This is a genomic window from Pseudoclavibacter sp. VKM Ac-2867, from assembly GCF_015351275.1.
GTDB lineage: Bacteria > Actinomycetota > Actinomycetes > Actinomycetales > Microbacteriaceae > Pseudoclavibacter.
In genome coordinates, this window is record NZ_JADKSL010000011.1 from 1 (window position 1) to 15342 (window position 15342).

General features: G+C 67.3%; 13 protein-coding genes and 1 pseudogene. 5 read left to right on the plus strand and 9 right to left on the minus strand.

Features of this window, described 5'->3' with window-relative positions; translation table 11 throughout:
* The first annotated feature begins 673 nt into the window (after positions 1-673).
* The 4 genes and pseudogenes from ITJ67_RS11855 (at position 674) to ITJ67_RS20450 (ending at position 2135) form a co-directional block, all read left to right on the plus strand.
* The gene (locus ITJ67_RS11855; RefSeq protein ID WP_194677760.1) at positions 674-1144 is read left to right on the plus strand and encodes a hypothetical protein; all 471 of its coding nucleotides are present in this window, start codon (positions 674-676) and stop codon (positions 1142-1144) included.
* Positions 1134-1454, plus strand: coding sequence for a transcriptional regulator (locus tag ITJ67_RS11860; protein ID WP_194677761.1), 321 nt, complete (start codon positions 1134-1136; stop codon positions 1452-1454). Before ITJ67_RS11855 ends, ITJ67_RS11860 begins: the two co-directional genes overlap by 11 nt.
* 216 nt (positions 1455-1670) lie before the next feature.
* Positions 1671-1877 (plus strand): annotated as a pseudogene (locus ITJ67_RS11865) (IS1380 family transposase); the annotation flags it as partial.
* 30 nt (positions 1878-1907) lie between these two features.
* A complete protein-coding gene (locus ITJ67_RS20450; protein WP_194677763.1) occupies positions 1908-2135 on the plus strand; it encodes a transposase in 228 nt (75 codons plus the stop codon).
* A gap of 369 nt (positions 2136-2504) precedes the next feature.
* On the opposite strand, the gene ITJ67_RS11875 is transcribed toward ITJ67_RS20450, so the two are convergent.
* A complete protein-coding gene (locus tag ITJ67_RS11875; protein ID WP_228502760.1) occupies positions 2505-2891 on the minus strand; it encodes a GNAT family N-acetyltransferase in 387 nt (128 codons plus the stop codon).
* Between the two features lie 166 nt (positions 2892-3057).
* Here ITJ67_RS11875 and ITJ67_RS11880 point away from each other — a divergent pair, with 166 nt between their 5' ends.
* Positions 3058-3879, plus strand: coding sequence for an ornithine carbamoyltransferase (locus ITJ67_RS11880; RefSeq protein ID WP_194677765.1), 822 nt, complete (start codon positions 3058-3060; stop codon positions 3877-3879).
* Positions 3880-4111: 232 nt separating this feature from the next.
* Here ITJ67_RS11880 and ITJ67_RS11885 read toward each other — a convergent pair whose 3' ends face one another.
* The 8 genes from ITJ67_RS11885 to dnaE form a co-directional block, all read right to left on the minus strand.
* Positions 4112-4813, minus strand: a complete 702-nt coding sequence (locus ITJ67_RS11885) for a hypothetical protein (RefSeq protein WP_194677766.1) — start codon at positions 4811-4813, stop codon at positions 4112-4114.
* A gap of 9 nt (positions 4814-4822) precedes the next feature.
* Positions 4823-7111: a M23 family metallopeptidase gene (locus ITJ67_RS11890; RefSeq protein ID WP_194677767.1), complete on the minus strand. Its 2289-nt coding sequence runs from the start codon at positions 7109-7111 to the stop codon at positions 4823-4825.
* Between the two features lie 47 nt (positions 7112-7158).
* Positions 7159-7608 carry an HNH endonuclease gene (locus ITJ67_RS11895; protein WP_194677768.1) on the minus strand — a complete coding sequence of 150 codons (450 nt, stop codon included), beginning with the start codon at positions 7606-7608 and terminating at the stop codon, positions 7159-7161.
* A complete protein-coding gene (locus ITJ67_RS11900) occupies positions 7599-8390 on the minus strand; it encodes a hypothetical protein (RefSeq protein ID WP_194677769.1) in 792 nt (263 codons plus the stop codon). Before ITJ67_RS11900 ends, ITJ67_RS11895 begins: the two co-directional genes overlap by 10 nt.
* A 162-nt stretch (positions 8391-8552) precedes the next feature.
* The gene (gene ssb, locus ITJ67_RS11905; RefSeq protein WP_194677770.1) at positions 8553-9242 is read right to left on the minus strand and encodes a single-stranded DNA-binding protein; all 690 of its coding nucleotides are present in this window, start codon (positions 9240-9242) and stop codon (positions 8553-8555) included.
* A 192-nt stretch (positions 9243-9434) separates the two neighbouring features.
* Positions 9435-9866 carry a hypothetical protein gene (locus tag ITJ67_RS11910; RefSeq protein WP_194677771.1) on the minus strand — a complete coding sequence of 144 codons (432 nt, stop codon included), beginning with the start codon at positions 9864-9866 and terminating at the stop codon, positions 9435-9437.
* 72 nt (positions 9867-9938) lie between these two features.
* Positions 9939-11108, minus strand: a complete 1170-nt coding sequence (locus tag ITJ67_RS11915; RefSeq protein WP_194677772.1) for a hypothetical protein — start codon at positions 11106-11108, stop codon at positions 9939-9941.
* Positions 11105-15337: a DNA polymerase III subunit alpha gene (gene dnaE, locus ITJ67_RS11920; RefSeq protein WP_194677773.1), complete on the minus strand. Its 4233-nt coding sequence runs from the start codon at positions 15335-15337 to the stop codon at positions 11105-11107. The genes ITJ67_RS11915 and dnaE overlap by 4 nt, the downstream gene beginning before the upstream one ends.
* Between the last annotated feature and the right edge of the window lie 5 nt (positions 15338-15342).

Below are 15342 nucleotides of genomic sequence, written 5' to 3' on the forward strand. Positions count from 1 at the left end.
AACACTTCATCGCCGCACGAACGCCCGCCATCAGACAGACGGAACGGGGCTAACCGAGCCTCCAACAAACCCGGGGCGATTCAACCCGCCCCCGCAGCGACACGCGACTCATTATCGTACCCACCCGGCAGAATCAGACCCGAACGAGCGCACCGACGCTCAACTCACCGCCGCAACAAGCCCGATGAAAGATCGAGGCTAAGAGCTGGCGAATCGCAACACCTGTTCTCTGCTCCACTTTCGCGCTCGGGGTGCTGCTCTCTCTGGTCTACGTGGCATCAGAACGGGTGATCATTCCCGCCATCCTCACCCACGTCGCGATCAACCTCGTCATCGAACCCGGGCTTCTCCATCACGCCACGCTGCGCGCCGTACGACCCGCAGCCAGCTGAACGGCAGGGGACGGCTCGCGACGCCAAGGGCCTTCCCTTTCAAGGGTTCGCCTTCAATGGGCGCGACATTCAGCGCAGCCGAGAAGAAGCCCCTCATCGCCGCAACTCACAGCCGAGGGGCCGACCTCGATGTGGAGTTGACCGCTCCGTGGCGGCCTTCTGTGATCGCTCAGTGTCTTATCACCGACGGCTGAGAAACGTCTGAGTGGCCACGATCTGCACGCAGATCTCAAAGACGAGTCGAGTTGCTTAACTGGGAGTCAAGTGTTTCACTCGTTTGTATGGACAGTTCGCACTCAGACTCGCGTGGCGCAGCATCCGCTCGCGAGGCGCTTGGTGCGATCGGTGCGGATCGCCGCCGACTGGCTGAGCGGTTCACTGCTGAAACTTGGTGGGTTGCTCCGGCGCAGGCTTTCGCGGTGGCCGCGATGATCGCCGCGCCGGCCGTAGGCGTTGCCGGTCTGATGAGCGTCGTAACCGGGCTTGCCGCCCTCGCTCTCTTCGGCATCGAGCACCAATTTCGCAAGCGAACCGGGATTTCGACCAACCGTCCAGCCGGCCCGGCAAGTCTGGCGGTGCTCATGGTGCTGTGCACGACGATAGCCGCAGCCTTCGTCGCCTCCCTGGTGCTCGCATCGAACGGCGAACTCTCCTGGATCATCGCCTTGGCGTCCGCCGAGTTCATAGTCATGCTCGTCGGCGTAGCGATCTACGACAGGTCCTACGCCCGGGACCTGCGGCGTGCCAACTGAACCACGCTTCGATGAGGCGATCCATGCTCTGACGCGGTTGCGACTCTGCGCGCTACTCCGACCGTTGGAGGCCGCCAACTTCGGCACCCTCGTCGGTGCCCTCAGAGTGAGTGAAGCGAACCTGTCGAAGACCATCCGCAACCTCATCGAAATCGGCTATGTACAGACCTCGAAGCAGGCATCGCTCGAACGGTCGGACTCCCGTCGCACCACCACCGTTTCACTGACCCCTCGAGGACGAGCGGCATTCGACGGGCACATTGCAGCGTTACGTGATCTCGCTGACGCGGAACCGCTCCAGCGCCCCTGAGGCGGACCCTCGGACGCCGCGAGGTGCACAGCTATCTGTTTCGGCGCTCGCGGCCGGCGCGTCTCGATCTCACCGAGTTGCAAGCCGGGCATAGTCTCGGGCTTCCGCGCTTGTCGGCTCTCTGTCCGCCGCGTGAGTGAGGAAAGTGCTCCTGATCTTGGAGAATAAGGCTTGTCGAGAGGCTTGATCGTCCGCAAAAAAAAGGGCACCTTCAGGGTGAAGAATATCGGAGCGTATCCACGCGTTCACGTCGACGCCGCGCCCATTGCCGCGGTCGGCCAGGCGGGCGGTGTGCTGCTGACAGAAACGGTTCCCGCGACGGGTCTGGATCGGGAGTTGTCGGAAGCGTTGGCGCCGTGGCGCAAACCGTTCGCGATCGACGATCCGGGCAAGATGATCGCGGACCTCGCGATCGCTCTCGCGTAGGGCGACGACGCTCTCGGGGACATCGGCGTGCTCCTCGTCGCCCTCGCCACCGACCTCACCGCACGGATGGGACTGCTCGCCCACCCTCACCAGAAAGCCCTGCGTTGGGAACCGAAACGGCTACGCCTAGGGCTCTTCTCGATCCCCGCCGCGATCGCGCGCACCGCACGCCGCACAATCCTGCACCTCTCCCACCGGGCCGCGTGGGCGGCAACAGCTCTAACCGCGATCAGCAGGCTCCGCGCTCACGCATGAGCCCCCGGCTGACGCCGGGAGCCCTCAGCCCACCCACGACCCGGAACACCACGGCCTGGAAACCCGCCCCCGCAGCGACACGCGACTCATTGTCGTACCCACCCGGCAGAATCAGACCCGAACGAGCGCACCGACGCTCGTCTCGCTGCAGCAACAAGCCCGATGAAAGATCGAGGCTAGCTCCCGGTCAAATGAATGCTCGTTCCAATAACGCACTATTGAGACCGAAGAATCTCCCGGAGACTGCGTTGTTCGGTCGATGCTGACCAACCCGACAAGATCTCCCGACCGGGGAGTGCTGCAAGATAGCGGTGAGCACGCACGGGCGATTGGTGCAGGGCTGGTCGAGACAGGAGTGTTCAGGACAGGCTAGGGCGGCGAGTCTGAGGCCTGCTCCGCGACGCACGCCCATCTGAGCCAGACTGCATCGGTCCCGGGCCACGGGGCCGCAGCCGCGCTGAATCCCTCTCCGAGGTAGAAGCCACGAACGCGTTCATTGCTCGACTCGTACTCCGTCAACAGATTCTTGCCCTGCACGCGCGCGCGGTCCTTCGCGGCGCGGACCAGCATTCTGCCGAGCCCGTGACGCTGTTGGCCTGGAAGGACGTAGAGCTTCCACAGAACCAGGTCGCCACCCAGCTCTTCCACGTGGGCCATGCCAACGATGCCGTCAGCCGACTCCGCCACGTCGACATCGCCAGCTTGGATGGCAGAGCCGATCGCCTCAACGCTCCAGAACTCGTCTAAGCCTGACATCACGTACGCGGCACCTTGACCGGCCCGTAGGTGAAAGGCCAGGTGACGGTCCCCACGTAGCGGACGTCAGGAATGTCCTCTGGCTGAGCAAGGCGGATCGTGATCGTCACACCCGCAGACTAGGTGCAGGTACCCGACAACCTCTAGCTGCACCTACGATCATTCGATGAGCAGCCTGCTACGACTCGACGATTGGTCACGTCCCCAAGTCGACGAGGTTTTCTCCCTCGCGGACGCGTATGAGACAGACTCGGGTCCGTCATTCAAGGGAACGGCCGTCATGTTCTTTCCGCCGTCGAGCCTACGAACACGTGTGACCTTCGAGCGCGGCGCATCCCTGATGGGCTTGCAACCGATCGTGTTCCCGAGCGAAACTCTCGACAAGCCGGAACGCCTCAGCGACGTTGCGCAGTACCTGGCGCTTTGGGCGGACACGCTCGTGGTCCGTCATCCCGATCTCAGTGTGCTGGAAGAGCTGGCGGCGACCCACGCCGTCCCGGTCGTCAATGCCATGACCCGTGAGAATCATCCCTGTGAGGTTCTTTCTGACCTCTACGCGCTTCGTGCAAGACGAGACCTCGATGGTCTTCGGTACCTGTTTGTTGGCGCCGATGGGAACATCGCCCGTGGATGGCAGGAAGCGGCTCGTGCACTCGACTTGGACCTCGTTCAGTGCTGTCCGGCCAACCTCGCGAGCCCAGGTTCCACGCACACAGAGGACCTCCGCGAAGCCATTCGAGCGGCCGATGTGGTTCTCACTGACGCTGTTGGCCAGCATGGCCGCGAACTTGCGCCTTATCGAATCACGGGTGCTCTTCTCGACACGGCTCCCGAGGGTGTCGATTTCCTACCCTGCCCGCCATTCACGCGGGGCAATGAAGTGAGCGCCGATGCCATTGAGCATTCCGCATTCGTCGGGCACCGGTTCAAGAAGCCTCTGCTTCCTGTCCATCAAGCGATCATCGCTTTCTGTCTACTGGCCAGCTAGGTAAAACCGTCGTCAGCCCTCAGCGCACTCAAGTCTTGCCCACTCGAGACACCCGAGTGCACACTCGATGTGCCCGAGGAAGTGGCTGCCTTCGGGCCCGTCAAACGTGCCTTCGGTGCCGTCGCGGCGTCAGATTCCTCCTCGGCAAGGCCCTCGGTCTGTCACCAGCAGATGCACTCGGAAACAAGACCCAAGAGACGCGCACCAGCACAGGACCGAACGCCAAGACGTCCTAGGGCGTGAAGTCGATGTCTGGCTCCCTGACAGACGTGGCTTTCCCGCTGAAGGCCATCGCTCCGCTGCTGAAGTCGACGGGAACGCAGATGATCCAGGAGTTGTCGCCGAACCGGGTCGCGTCGTTGCTGGAGCCGGTGGTCCAGTTGGCGGTGTAGTCGACGACGGTTTTGTAGCAGGCCTCCGTCATGAGGCCGGTCTCGTCTTCGGGTGGCGCGATCAGGGCGGGGTAGGTGACGTCGTGGACGGTGACGGTCGCCTTGTAGCCGGAGTTGGAGATGCCGAGGTCGCTGCGCGCAAGGAGCGGGTCCACGGAGATCTGTTCAGGCGTGAAGTACGGCTCGAGGCGGGCCGCGCGGTCTTCGGCGGCTTCGGTGGAGTCGAACGTCACCCATTCAGGCAGCGCGGAGGTGAGCCACGCGTCGATGCTGGCTTGGTCGGTGCCGGAGAGGAGGTCGCTCTTTGCGGAGTGGTCGTGGTCGTGTCCGGCGTCTCCCCCGGCTTCGGGTTCGACGTGCTCGACAGGTTCCCGGTTCTCATCTACCGGGGCGGCAGTGTCGGTAACGGTCGCGACCGGGGTGGGTACGGCGGTGGGCGGGAGCTGGTTCGCGCTGATCGCCCAGGCGGCGATGGCGGAGATGGTGACGATGAGGACGACGGAGGCGCCGACGATGATGAGGCGGAGTCTGGTGGTGGTCATGGTCGGGTCCTATCCGCAGGTCTGTTTCGAGGAGATGCCGGAGATCTTGTACGCGCACAGGTCGAGCCCCATGCCTTTCAAGGTGGTCACTGGGTTCACCTTTCCTCCCGCTTGGTCGTAGGTCTCGAGGTGCAGGTGCCCGCCGAAGCTGGACCCGGTGTCGCCGACGGTGCCGAGTTGCTGGCCGGCCGGGACCTTGTCGCCCACCTTGAGCGGGGACGGGGCGACCATGTGCCAGTACGACGTGGAGACGCCGTTCGCGTGTTGCACGGTGACGTAGTTGCCAGCGCCGGACCCGTACGCGGACTCGGTGACCGTTCCCGCGGAGATCGCGAAGATCGGCGCAGAACCTTCGATGCCTTGGATGTCGACGCCGCGGTGGAACGACGAGCCGACGCAGCAGCGGGGGCCGAAGAAGTCGGTGATCTGGTGGTACGGGTCATCCAGCGACAGTGGGTACGCGACCCCGCCAGTGACCGCGCCCACGGACGTGCCGGACTCCGCGCACGCGACCCCGCCTTGGCTCTTGCCTGGCAGCGCTCCGTCACCGCCGGCGCTGGGTGCACCGGTGAGATCGCCCGGGAGCGGGATGGCGGGTGAGGTCTTCTCGTACGCGTCCCAGAGCTTCTCGGCGAGCGGCTGCGCCTGGTTGTACTTGTCGTAGTACTGGAGCGCGTACACCTGCACTTCGTGCGCGGCTTTCGCGAGCTCCATCCCTTGCCATCCGGGCACGGCGCGGAGCACGGACAGGAACTTACCGGTCGCCCACGCGGGGGTGAGTCGCTGTTCGCGTGTGCCCCAGGAGTCCTGCTGCTGGTACAGGCCGATGGAGGTGGTGGGGCTGCCGTTCGGGTTGAGGACTCCCCCGGTCTCGTAGTCGCCGTAGCCGATGTTGACGAGCGTCGACTCCTGGTAGGCGGTTGCGATAGCGACGACGCCTGCCCAGCGGGTGTCGGCCGTCGGGAACATCGTCTTGGTCGCCCCGATGATGGCGCGCACGTTCGACACCTGGTCAGAGGTGAGCCCGTTGACGTCGACCGTGCCACTGCCGTCACCGGATGCGGGCGCGGTGATGGATCCGGCTCCTGCGTCGCCGCAGGTGTTGCCGATGGCGAGGGCCCACTCTCGAACGGTCGTGAACGCCGTCTTGGCCGTCCCCTCGTCGAGGTGCCCGGGCGGTCCAGCACTGAGGGCGGCGGGCGGAGCTGTCGGCGCTGGCGTCTCGGTGACTGTCGCTGCGGGCGTGCCAGTGGTGGTCGGTGTCGCCTCAGGGGCGGTGGCGGCAGGAGTCTCCGTAGGAGCGCCGGATGCCGTGGGTGTGGCTTCGGTCGTCGCCGTCGCCGTCGGGGACGTGGACGGGGTCGCCGCATCGACTGGCGCGGCGGTTCCGTCTGGGCCATAGAGCGCGAGGAGGGCCGCAACGAATCCGGTCTCGGCGGTCTCTTGCGCGGCCTCGTCCACGTCGGAGTCGCCGAGTTTGAGGCGTCCGGTTTCGCCGTCGCGCACGGCCCCGGCGATGAGCTCGCGGTCGTCGTCGGCGGGGATCTGCCGGATGAGTTCCGCGTCGAACGCGCGCGCGTCGAAGTCGACGTCGGGCTTCTCCCGCTCCATCCAGAGCGTCAGCTGCCACGGGGTCGCGGACCCTTCCGACGCGGCCCGGGCGTCGCGGATTTCAGACGCTTCAGCACCGGCGGCGGCCGCGGTGTCCTGGGACTGGCTGGAGAGGGCCGCGGCGAACGCATTCACCGTCGCGGAGACGAGCGCTCCCGCGAGGAGGGTGACCGCGAGGGACATGATCGCGAACATCGCGAGGATGCGCAGGAGTGTGTTCCGGCCGGCCTTGTTGTCGACGAGCCCGGCGGCCGCACCTCCAGCCGCGCCGATCGCGGCTCCGACCCAGCCGCCCTTTGTCGCGCCCTGGAGCGCCCCGGATGCGGCGCCTCGGGCGAGGTTCTTGGACGCAGCTTTCACGTCGTCGCGGGCACCGGCCAGGCCCCCGCGTGTGGAGGCGTTCGACTGAGGCTGCTTCGCGGCGTTCACGAGGCGGTCCTTGCCCTTGCTGGCCGCGTCGGCGGCGAGTCTCTTCGCTCCTGTCGCGGCGGTCTTCTCCGCCCCTGCTTTCGCGGCCTGAGCACCTGCGGCCTTGCCGGCAGCGGCAGCGCCGCCCGCGGCTTTGCCGCCGACGGCTCCCGCGACGATGGAGGCGGCTTCCTTGCCGAGGCCTTTCGCGGTGGCTTTCGCGCGTTCGCCGGCGGATGGCTTGTCGTCTGGTGCGGGTGGGGAATCAGGTGTGCTCAAGATGGACCTCCGCCAGCCCTATGCGCGCGAGCGACGCCAGCCGCAGCTCAGCGGCCGAACCACTGCCCAGCGGTGACGAGCGCGCGGTCCCTCATGTACTTGCGACGGCGGAACTGCAGCCTCGCCGTCTGGAAGCGGGACGGGACACGCGCGGACTTCGACCGGTTGTGCATGCTGCACAGGGCGACGAAGTTCGCGGCGCTCGTGGCCCCGCCTTTGGAGTGCGGAAGCCAGTGGTCGCCAGCGTTCGCGGGCCTCGTGCATCGCACGAACGGCAACCACTCCCCTTCGCATCGGCCACCGGCGCGGTCGAACCCGGCGCGACGGTCACGATTGCCGTAGAGGCGTTGCGGGTCCCGGGCTTTGCTCCCACCTCCCTGGGGGCCGGTGAGGACTTTCAGGACGAGCACGACGAAGACGACGACGCCGATGAGCAGCGCCGGCTGTTCGGTCGCGAGGATGGTCAGCTGGTCGACGATGGACTGCACTAGCTGCATACGGCTCCCGACGTGGAGTAGGAAACGGACACGGACTCGTCGGCGCTTCCCGACGCGGAGAACGACTGTCCGGGGTTCCCGGATGCGGTCACGGATGCCGACCCGGCGCCGGTCGCGGACTGCCCCGCAGCGCTCAGCTCGACCGTGCCGCCGCCGGACGCGGTGAAGGTGATCGAGAACGCGGACGGCGCCTGGCAGGAGACAGAGATGGACTGGGATGCGCGCTCGGCGGTGGGCGCGGACGGCGCCTGAACCGGGGCATCTGCTTGTGGCTGCGGTGCTGGGTCCTGCTGCTGCGGCTGCTCGGCGACGGGAGCGGCGACGACGCCCTGCCCGTCGGCGCTCGTGCTGCTCGCAGCGGTGAGCGCCTGGACACGGAAGGCTTGGTTGTGGCCGGAGAGGGTGGAGTTCGCGGTGATCAGCTTCGCCTCGCTCGTCGCCGGGTCATCGAGGAGCGCCTGGGCTGTGTCTCGGGCGGTCTTGAGCTCGTCGATCATCGCCTGGTCCGTGGTCGGGGCTGGGTACTGGGCGAGGAGCTGGTCGGCGAGCTTCACCTGCTCGGTGACCGCGTCGCGCGCGGCGGAGCTCGCCGGGGTCGCGGGCGCCGGGGTCGTCGCTGACGGGGAGGCTTCGGTGACGCGGATGGTGGATGCGGGCTCGACCGCGGTGGACGTGTTGGCCGCGACCGGTGCCGTCGGGGATGGGGGGAGCATCCCGGGGACGATGAAAGCCCCGACCGCGACAGCGACGACCACGGCGAGGGTGCCGACGAGGGTGAGCATGCGGGTGCGGGGATGACGAAGGTGCCACGCCAGCTCACCGGCTCGAGTTCTCTCGATTCGGATCTTGGTCTGCTGGCGTGGCACCGTCGGTGGCCCTCTCACGGAGGTAGGACTGAGGGCCACCAGGCGGGGGCATGCTTGGTGGCCCTCAGCGGTCAGGAGTTAGAACATGCCGTCCGTGGCACCAGCGCCGAACGGGTTCGCACCGGCTGCGGGCACGCCCGCGGGGACTGCCTGCTGCTGGGGAGCGGCCTGCTGCTGGACCGGCTGGCCCTGCTGCTGCTGCGCGTACTGCTGGCTCTGGTCGTACTGCTGAACCGGAGCCTGCTGCTGCACAGGCGGCTGCATCTGCTGCGCGGGCGGGGCCTGGTACTGGCCAGGAGCCTGCTGCGCGGGCTGGTAGCCCTGCGCCTGAGCGGCCTGCGCCTGCTGCTGGACATTGCCGCCCTGCTGGCCGTACTGGGCCTGCGCCTGAGCGTTCTGGTCCGGACGAGCCGACTTGCGGAACTCGGTCGTGCCGAAACGGAGCGAGGCGGCGACGTGCTCAGCATCGAGCTCGAAGCTGGTGCGCTTGTTGCCTTCCTTGTCGGTGTACTCGCTCTGCTTCACCTTGCCGACGACCATGACCTCCTGGCCCTTCCGCATCGACTGCGCGAAGTGCTCGGCCAGGTCGCGCCAGACGGAGAAGCGCATGAACGTCGTCGGGCCGTCCTTCCACTCGTTGGTCTGGGGGTCCCGGATACGGTCGTTGACGGCGACGGTGGCGTTCGCGACGGCAATGCCGTTCTGCGTGTAGCGCAGCTCCGGGTCCGCGGTGAGGTTGCCGACGAAGATCGAAGGGAGAAGTGCCATGATGCTGTTCCTTTGGTTGATGCTGTGTGGGTTTCCGTGGCGGCGGAGGTGCTGCTGCGGACGGCGAGGCCGGAGCTTGCCTGCTCTCCTATGCGGGGAGCGTGTTCGGCGGGTGATGCTTCGGTGCCTGGTTCCTCTATGCGGGGACCGGTTCTGGCGGGGTGATGCGTCGTGCTTCGGCGCCTGGTCTCCCTACGCGGGCACTCGCGTTCGGCGCAGCTGGGACTGGAATGCGCGGGCGAGGGTGCGCACATCCAGGGCGCTGATCCCGAACGGCCGCTCGCTGGGGCTGACCGTCGTGACACCGTTCACCGCGAGGCCGAGCGTGCGAGGCAGCCAGGCATACAACTGCGGGTGGGTGTCCCCGGTCCGGACGATCAGGTCGAGTCCGGGGGCTGCCCTGGTGGTGAGCTCTTCCGCGATGCCGAGGTCGATCGCGGCGAGCCCCGGGAAGATACCGTCCCCGAGCGGGTGGTCGTTCACCGCGCCCGTCGGGCGGATGGACTGGGAGAACGACCACCGCTCTCGCCCGTGCGCGTCCAACCCGACACCCGCCACCTCCCACGGAATCGGCGAGCCGGCGGCTTGCACGTCGAGGATGAGGTGGTGGATGCGGTCGGGCATGAGGTGCGCTCCTGGGGATGGAGTGGAAGGGCGGTGTGCCCTCCCTATGCGCCCGCGTCCTCGTACCGGCCTTCACGGGCTTTCGCGCGCGCCTTTCTGCTCCCGCTGGCGGGAGGTGAGCTTGCCGGTGATGGCTTCCAGGATCTGCGCGCGGTGGAACTTGATTGCCCGCGTCGGCGTCCGGTGCCCGGTGTGGCACTGGTGCATGTCGGCGGTGTCCTCGTTGATGAAGCGGCGGCATTTCGGGCACTCGACCACGTCGAACCGGCGGCGCTTGCCCTTGATGAGCGCCGCGTAAGCGCGTCCCGGGTTGCTGGACGTGAGCATGTTCTTCGCGACGTCCGGTGGGACCTTGTACCCGTACTGGCGGCCGGACAGGTTGAACGTCATCTCGGCCGAGTACTGGTTGTAGCCGATGCCTTCGATGAACGTCGACGCGTACTTCGGCGGGGCCTGCTTCGTGCCGGCCGCGAAGAGTCGCTCCCGGCGCCGCTCGAGGAGGTCCTGCGTCTGCGCGAGCGCGAGCGACGGCCGGCGGTCTTCGAGGATCGCCTGCACCGCCTCTGACACGTACTCGTTGCGGCCGTCGGGCATGCGCACTCCCGACACGCTCCAGGTGCCGTTCGGGCCCGGAGTGATCCGGACGTGCCCCATGACGGTGCCAGCGGGCGTGTTCGCTTCCACGGGCACGTCGAACGTGCGCCCCTTGAGCTCTTTCGCGTACTTCCGGATGCTGGTCGCGCTCGGCATCCGCAGCTGGACTCCCGCCCCTTCGTACTTGATGCGGTGCGTGCGGCGGTTGCCGGAGAGCGCACGTCCTTCGGTCATGCCGGGTGTGTAGTCGTCGGGCATGATGTCGTACCCGCCGCCCTTGGCCTGCTCGGCGTGCGCGAACGAGTGCGCCCACCATTCCGGGCGGTGTTTCGTGGTCTCCGGGTCGAACGGGTCCGGCGTCGCCTGCGCGTCCGCGTACCCCTCGGCCCGGAGGAGGTCCGCGCGGCGCTGGATCGAGGCGCGGCTCTGCTCCCGCAGCTCCTCGCGTTCGTTCGCCTCCCGCTCCTCCTCGCGCAGCTGCTCCTCGAGCGCCGATTCCTGCTCCGGCGTGAGCGCGTCAGGGTCGGCCATGAACGCGTCAGAGCTGGGAATGGAGTGCTGCTGGTAGCCGAACTGGGAGGCGCCGGCGACGCCGTGGCCTCGCGCGGCTTCACGGGCGAGGCGCTGCTGCTCGGAGAGCTTGGTCATGAGATGGCCCCTTCCAGGAGCGTCGAATCGGCAGGTTCTCCGGCACTGTGTGCGGCAGATGTTGAGGCGGGCGCTGATGCGTCTGCCCGTGCGTCACGGTCGTCGGGTGTGGGCTCTTCGGGCGAGGCGACGACGTACGCGACGACATCCCCCGTCCGGTCATCTCGGATCGGGAACCCCTGCAGCTCGCTCACGCGCACCTCCCCCGCTGCGATCTGCGCAGCGAGGTCGAGGTCGATCGCGAACCCGGCGTTGCGCAGCCGGAGTCGCACCATGGCAGAGCTGAGGTTCGCGTCGACGGCGACGACCGGGACCGCGGCGCCCGTGCGGACGTCGACGAGCGGCACGGTCGCGTGCTCGGCGAGTTCGGCTTCGCGTGCGGCGACTTCGAGTTGCGCCTGCTGGAGCTGCTCCAGTCGGGCCACTTCGGCCGCCTGTGCTGCTGCAGTGGCTTCCGCGTCGGCGGTGGCCACGGCAAGCACGTCTGGGTCTTCGGTGCTCGGGAACCGGATGCCCATGGACGGGGCTTCCGGGAGCGAGTAGGTGCCGTCGTCGGCGACGCGGATCTCTTCCAGGTAGGAGACGGTGAGCTCCCGCTGGATCGTCGTCGAGACTTCCCCCGATTCGCGGTCTTCGATCTCCACCTCGCGGATGGACACCTTGCCGCGGGCGAGCACGAGCGCACCCGCCGGCGGCAAACCCTGCGGCGACTCGAGGTGCTCGGCGAGCCGGTCGTTCCACATGACCCCGTTGATCCGCGCAGACGAGCCTTCGAGGGTGAGCTGCGCGAGCTTCCCGCCCCGATACGCCCGCGTCGACACCGACGCCAGGAGCGCGAGCGTGGAGATGCGGGCGCCATTCACGTCCGGCAGCGCCTGCACCGGCAACAGCGACGCCCGGAACTGCCCAGGGTTCATCGTCCCTTCCGGCACCCACGAGCGGACCTCGTTCTGGTGGAGCACGAGCGGGTGCGTGCCGAAGCTGATGCCGATGCGGGCGCGCTGACGGATCGCGCGCTCCAGCGTTGACCACTCGAGCTGCGGCACCGGGAACGGTGCGGTTGCGAGGGCGCGGCTGACGACGTTGATGCCGAGCCGCGGCCCGTACTCGTCCATCGCGCCGGCTTCCACGAGCGCTTCCAGCATGCGCTTGCCGAGCGTCGCCCGGTTCGCGGTCGGGTCGATCGCCCGGTAGATGGACGGCAGGTCCGGGAAAGAGCCGCCGTGCGCTTCGCGGGCCCGAATCAGACCCTCCGCGTCGGAGCCAGCGTCCTTGATCTCGCCCAGGCCAAGACGGACGGCAGGACCCTCGGGCTTGGTGCTGAACCCCGACTGGTTCACGTGCGGCGGCAGCACCTCGATGCCCTCGGCAGCGATGCCTTCGATGATGCGCACGCGACGCTCTGAACTGTCGACAGTCGCGAGCAGCGCGGCGCCGTAGGCGGCAGGCCAGTTGGCCTTCACGTAGGCGGTGTCGAAGGTCGTGCGGGCGTACGCGTAGCTATGCGAGGCGTTGAAAAGATAGGACGCGTTGCCCTTGATGGCCTCCCAGAGTCGTTCTGAGGTGACTCTGCTGAACACGGGCGAGATGATCTCGCCCGCGTCGTCGCGGTACTCCTGGGTGGCCCGTTGGACCCACGTCAGGCCGATGGTGTCCATCTCCGCCTGGATCTTCTTCCCCATGGCCTTGCGCAGCTTGGAGCGCTCGGCAGCGTCGAAGCCGGCCACCACTCTCCCCAGGGACATGATCTGCTCCTGCATGACCATCAAGCCCTGTGTGGTGCCGAGCACCTCTCCAATCCACCGGGCCTCCTCGGGGTCCTCGGTGAGGTAGCCGTAATCTATGGCTTCGAGGCCGTGCTTGCGGGCGCCGTAGTGCTGGTGCATGCCGATGGCCATGGGGCCGGGGCGGTAGAGAGCGAGGATGGCGGAGAGGTCGTCCCAGTCCTCCGGCTTGATGTCGGCGGTGAGGGTCGTGATGCCGTCGGATTCGAGCTGGAAGACACCACTGGTCTTGCCTTCGCGCAGCAGCCGGTAGGTGGCGTCCACGCGCGGGTCGCCCTTGGTGTTCGGGTGCGGGATTTCGTCGTGCGCCAGCTCGATGCCTTCGAAGTCGCGCAGGTACTCGAACGCTTTCGCGAGCCCGTCGAGGTTGGCGAGCCCGAGAATGTCGATCTTGCACAGGCCCAGCGCTTCGACGTCGCGCCCGTCCCAGGCGGTGTAGCGCAGGCCGTCCTCGTTGACGCGCACCGGCACGAGCTCGGCCACCGGCACGTCGGAGACGAGGAACCCGCAAGCGTGGACGCCGAGGGTGGACACGAGGTCCTCGAACGCTTCGGCGAGCTCCACCACGCGGGCGGCGTCTTCCCCGCCGACAGCGACCGCGGACCGGAACGACTCAGCGTCGGTGCGTGCGGGGTCGCGGAGCTTCTCGAACGTGAGCGGCTTGCCGCCGTCGATCGGGACTTCCTTCGCGAGGGTGTCGCCGACTCGGGTGAGTTCCAACACGCGGGCAGCGTCCTTGATGGCCTTCTTGGTGCGGGCGAATCCGAACGTGCCGATTCGAGCGACGTACTCGTTGCCGTACTTCCGGCCGAGGTACGCGAACACCTCGTCACGGCGGGCCGCCTCGAAGTCGGAGTCGATGTCGGGCATGCCCTTGCGGCCAGGCTCCAGGAACCGCTCGAAGAGGAGGTTGTGCTCAAGCGGATCGATGGTGACGATGCCGAGGCAGTACGAAATCATGCTGCCCGCAGCGCTACCCCGACCGGGGCCGGTGAGGATGCCTTGCGAGCGGGCCCACGCCATCATGTCGGCGACGATGAGGAAGTAGTCGGTCATGCCCATCTGCGCGACGACGTTGAACTCCTCCTGCAGCCTCGCGCTGACCTCCGCGGGTCGGTCGGGCCCGTAGATGCGGGTGGCGCCCTCGTTGATGAGGCGCACGAAATACGCGGTCGTGTCGGTTTCGCCGTCCGGGAGCGGGAACTTCGGGAGGCGGATCTTAGACTCGGGAAGCACGCCTCCCGAGGCGAGCGCTGCGATCTCGCCGGCGGTCGTGACGGCGTCCTGCCACCACTGCTCAGGGCGCTTGGCGCGCATCTCCTGCTCGGACGCGAGGTGGAACCCGGCACCGTGGAAGGCGTACTTGGGATTCGCGAGCGTCGACTTCGACTGGTGCGCGAGCCATGCGGCGTGGGCGGTGTCTGCATCCGGGCGCACGTAGTGCGCGTCGTTGGTTGCGACCACGCGCACCCCGTGCTCAGCGGCGAGAGCAGCCGCTTCCGGGAGCACGCGGGATTCGGCGTCGATGCCGTGCTCCATCACTTCGACGAACACGCGCTCGGTGCTGGCGATCTCCACGAGTCGGCGGAGGGTGTCGGATGCGCGGTCGCGGTCGCCGCGGCTGAGCGAGCCGAGGAACGCGCCGCCGAGGCAGCCGGTGAGGATGACGAGGCCCTCGTGGTGCTCAGCGAGGAGCTGCAGGTCGATGCGGGGCTTGCCCTGGTGCTTGGACAGCTCAGCGGCGTTGGAGAGCGCGAGGAGGTTCGACCAGCCGGTCTCGTTCGTCGCGATGAGCGTCAGGTGCTCGTGGAAGCGCTTCTTGAGCTTCCGGGGAGGCGCGAGGAATGTGGCACGGAGGCCAGAGAGGGCGGTCAGGGCGTCGCCGAGCGTGACCGGAGTCTCCCCCGTGGTCTCGGCCGGGCCCAGGCCAGACCCGGCGGCCAAGGCTCGGAAGGCCTCGCTATTTTCGGTGAGCTGCGAGTAGTCGGAGAGGAGCTCGACCGTGACGTCCCCCTCGTCGGACCGGAGGAGGGTTTCGATGACGGAGACCTGTCCGAGTGCTCGAGCTCGCTCCTCCTCGCTCAACTGGTCGAGGGTGAACGCATCGCTCGTGTTCGCCTTCTCGCCCGTCCCGGACTTCCCGTTACCTTCGTCCGCGGAGGAATCGTCGGCGGGGATCTCGATGAAATCGCGGTCGAAGCGGGACCCGACGGCCACGTAACTCTCCAAGCCAGCGAGGACTTTCATGCCGTGCTTGCGACCGGCCTCGGTCATCTTCCAGAGACCCGCGAGGGTGCCGTGGTCGGTGACCGCGACAGCGTTCTGGCCGATCGAGGCGAGGTGGTCGAACATGTCGTTGCTCGCCATCCCGTCCAGAAGCGAGTACTCCGTGTGGACGTGGAGATTCGCGAACGGGACTGGGGCGGCGGTGCTGGTGTCGGTCATGGTTG

Bases quoted from the DNA above. Each gene is read 5' to 3' on its own strand.
- ITJ67_RS11875 (WP_228502760.1), bottom strand. From the start codon at position 2,891: ATGTCAGGCTTAGACGAGTTCTGGAGCGTTGAGGCGATCGGCTCTGCC.
- dnaE (WP_194677773.1), bottom strand. From the start codon at position 15,337: ATGACCGACACCAGCACCGCCGCCCCAGTCCCGTTCGCGAATCTCCAC.
- ITJ67_RS11880 (WP_194677765.1), top strand. From the start codon at position 3,058: ATGAGCAGCCTGCTACGACTCGACGATTGGTCACGTCCCCAAGTCGAC.
- ITJ67_RS11895 (WP_194677768.1), bottom strand. From the start codon at position 7,608: ATGCAGCTAGTGCAGTCCATCGTCGACCAGCTGACCATCCTCGCGACC.
- ITJ67_RS11855 (WP_194677760.1), top strand. From the start codon at position 674: ATGGACAGTTCGCACTCAGACTCGCGTGGCGCAGCATCCGCTCGCGAG.
- ssb (WP_194677770.1), bottom strand. From the start codon at position 9,242: ATGGCACTTCTCCCTTCGATCTTCGTCGGCAACCTCACCGCGGACCCG.
- ITJ67_RS11885 (WP_194677766.1), bottom strand. From the start codon at position 4,813: ATGACCACCACCAGACTCCGCCTCATCATCGTCGGCGCCTCCGTCGTC.
- ITJ67_RS11910 (WP_194677771.1), bottom strand. From the start codon at position 9,866: ATGCCCGACCGCATCCACCACCTCATCCTCGACGTGCAAGCCGCCGGC.
- ITJ67_RS11915 (WP_194677772.1), bottom strand. From the start codon at position 11,108: ATGACCAAGCTCTCCGAGCAGCAGCGCCTCGCCCGTGAAGCCGCGCGA.
- ITJ67_RS11900 (WP_194677769.1), bottom strand. From the start codon at position 8,390: ATGCTCACCCTCGTCGGCACCCTCGCCGTGGTCGTCGCTGTCGCGGTC.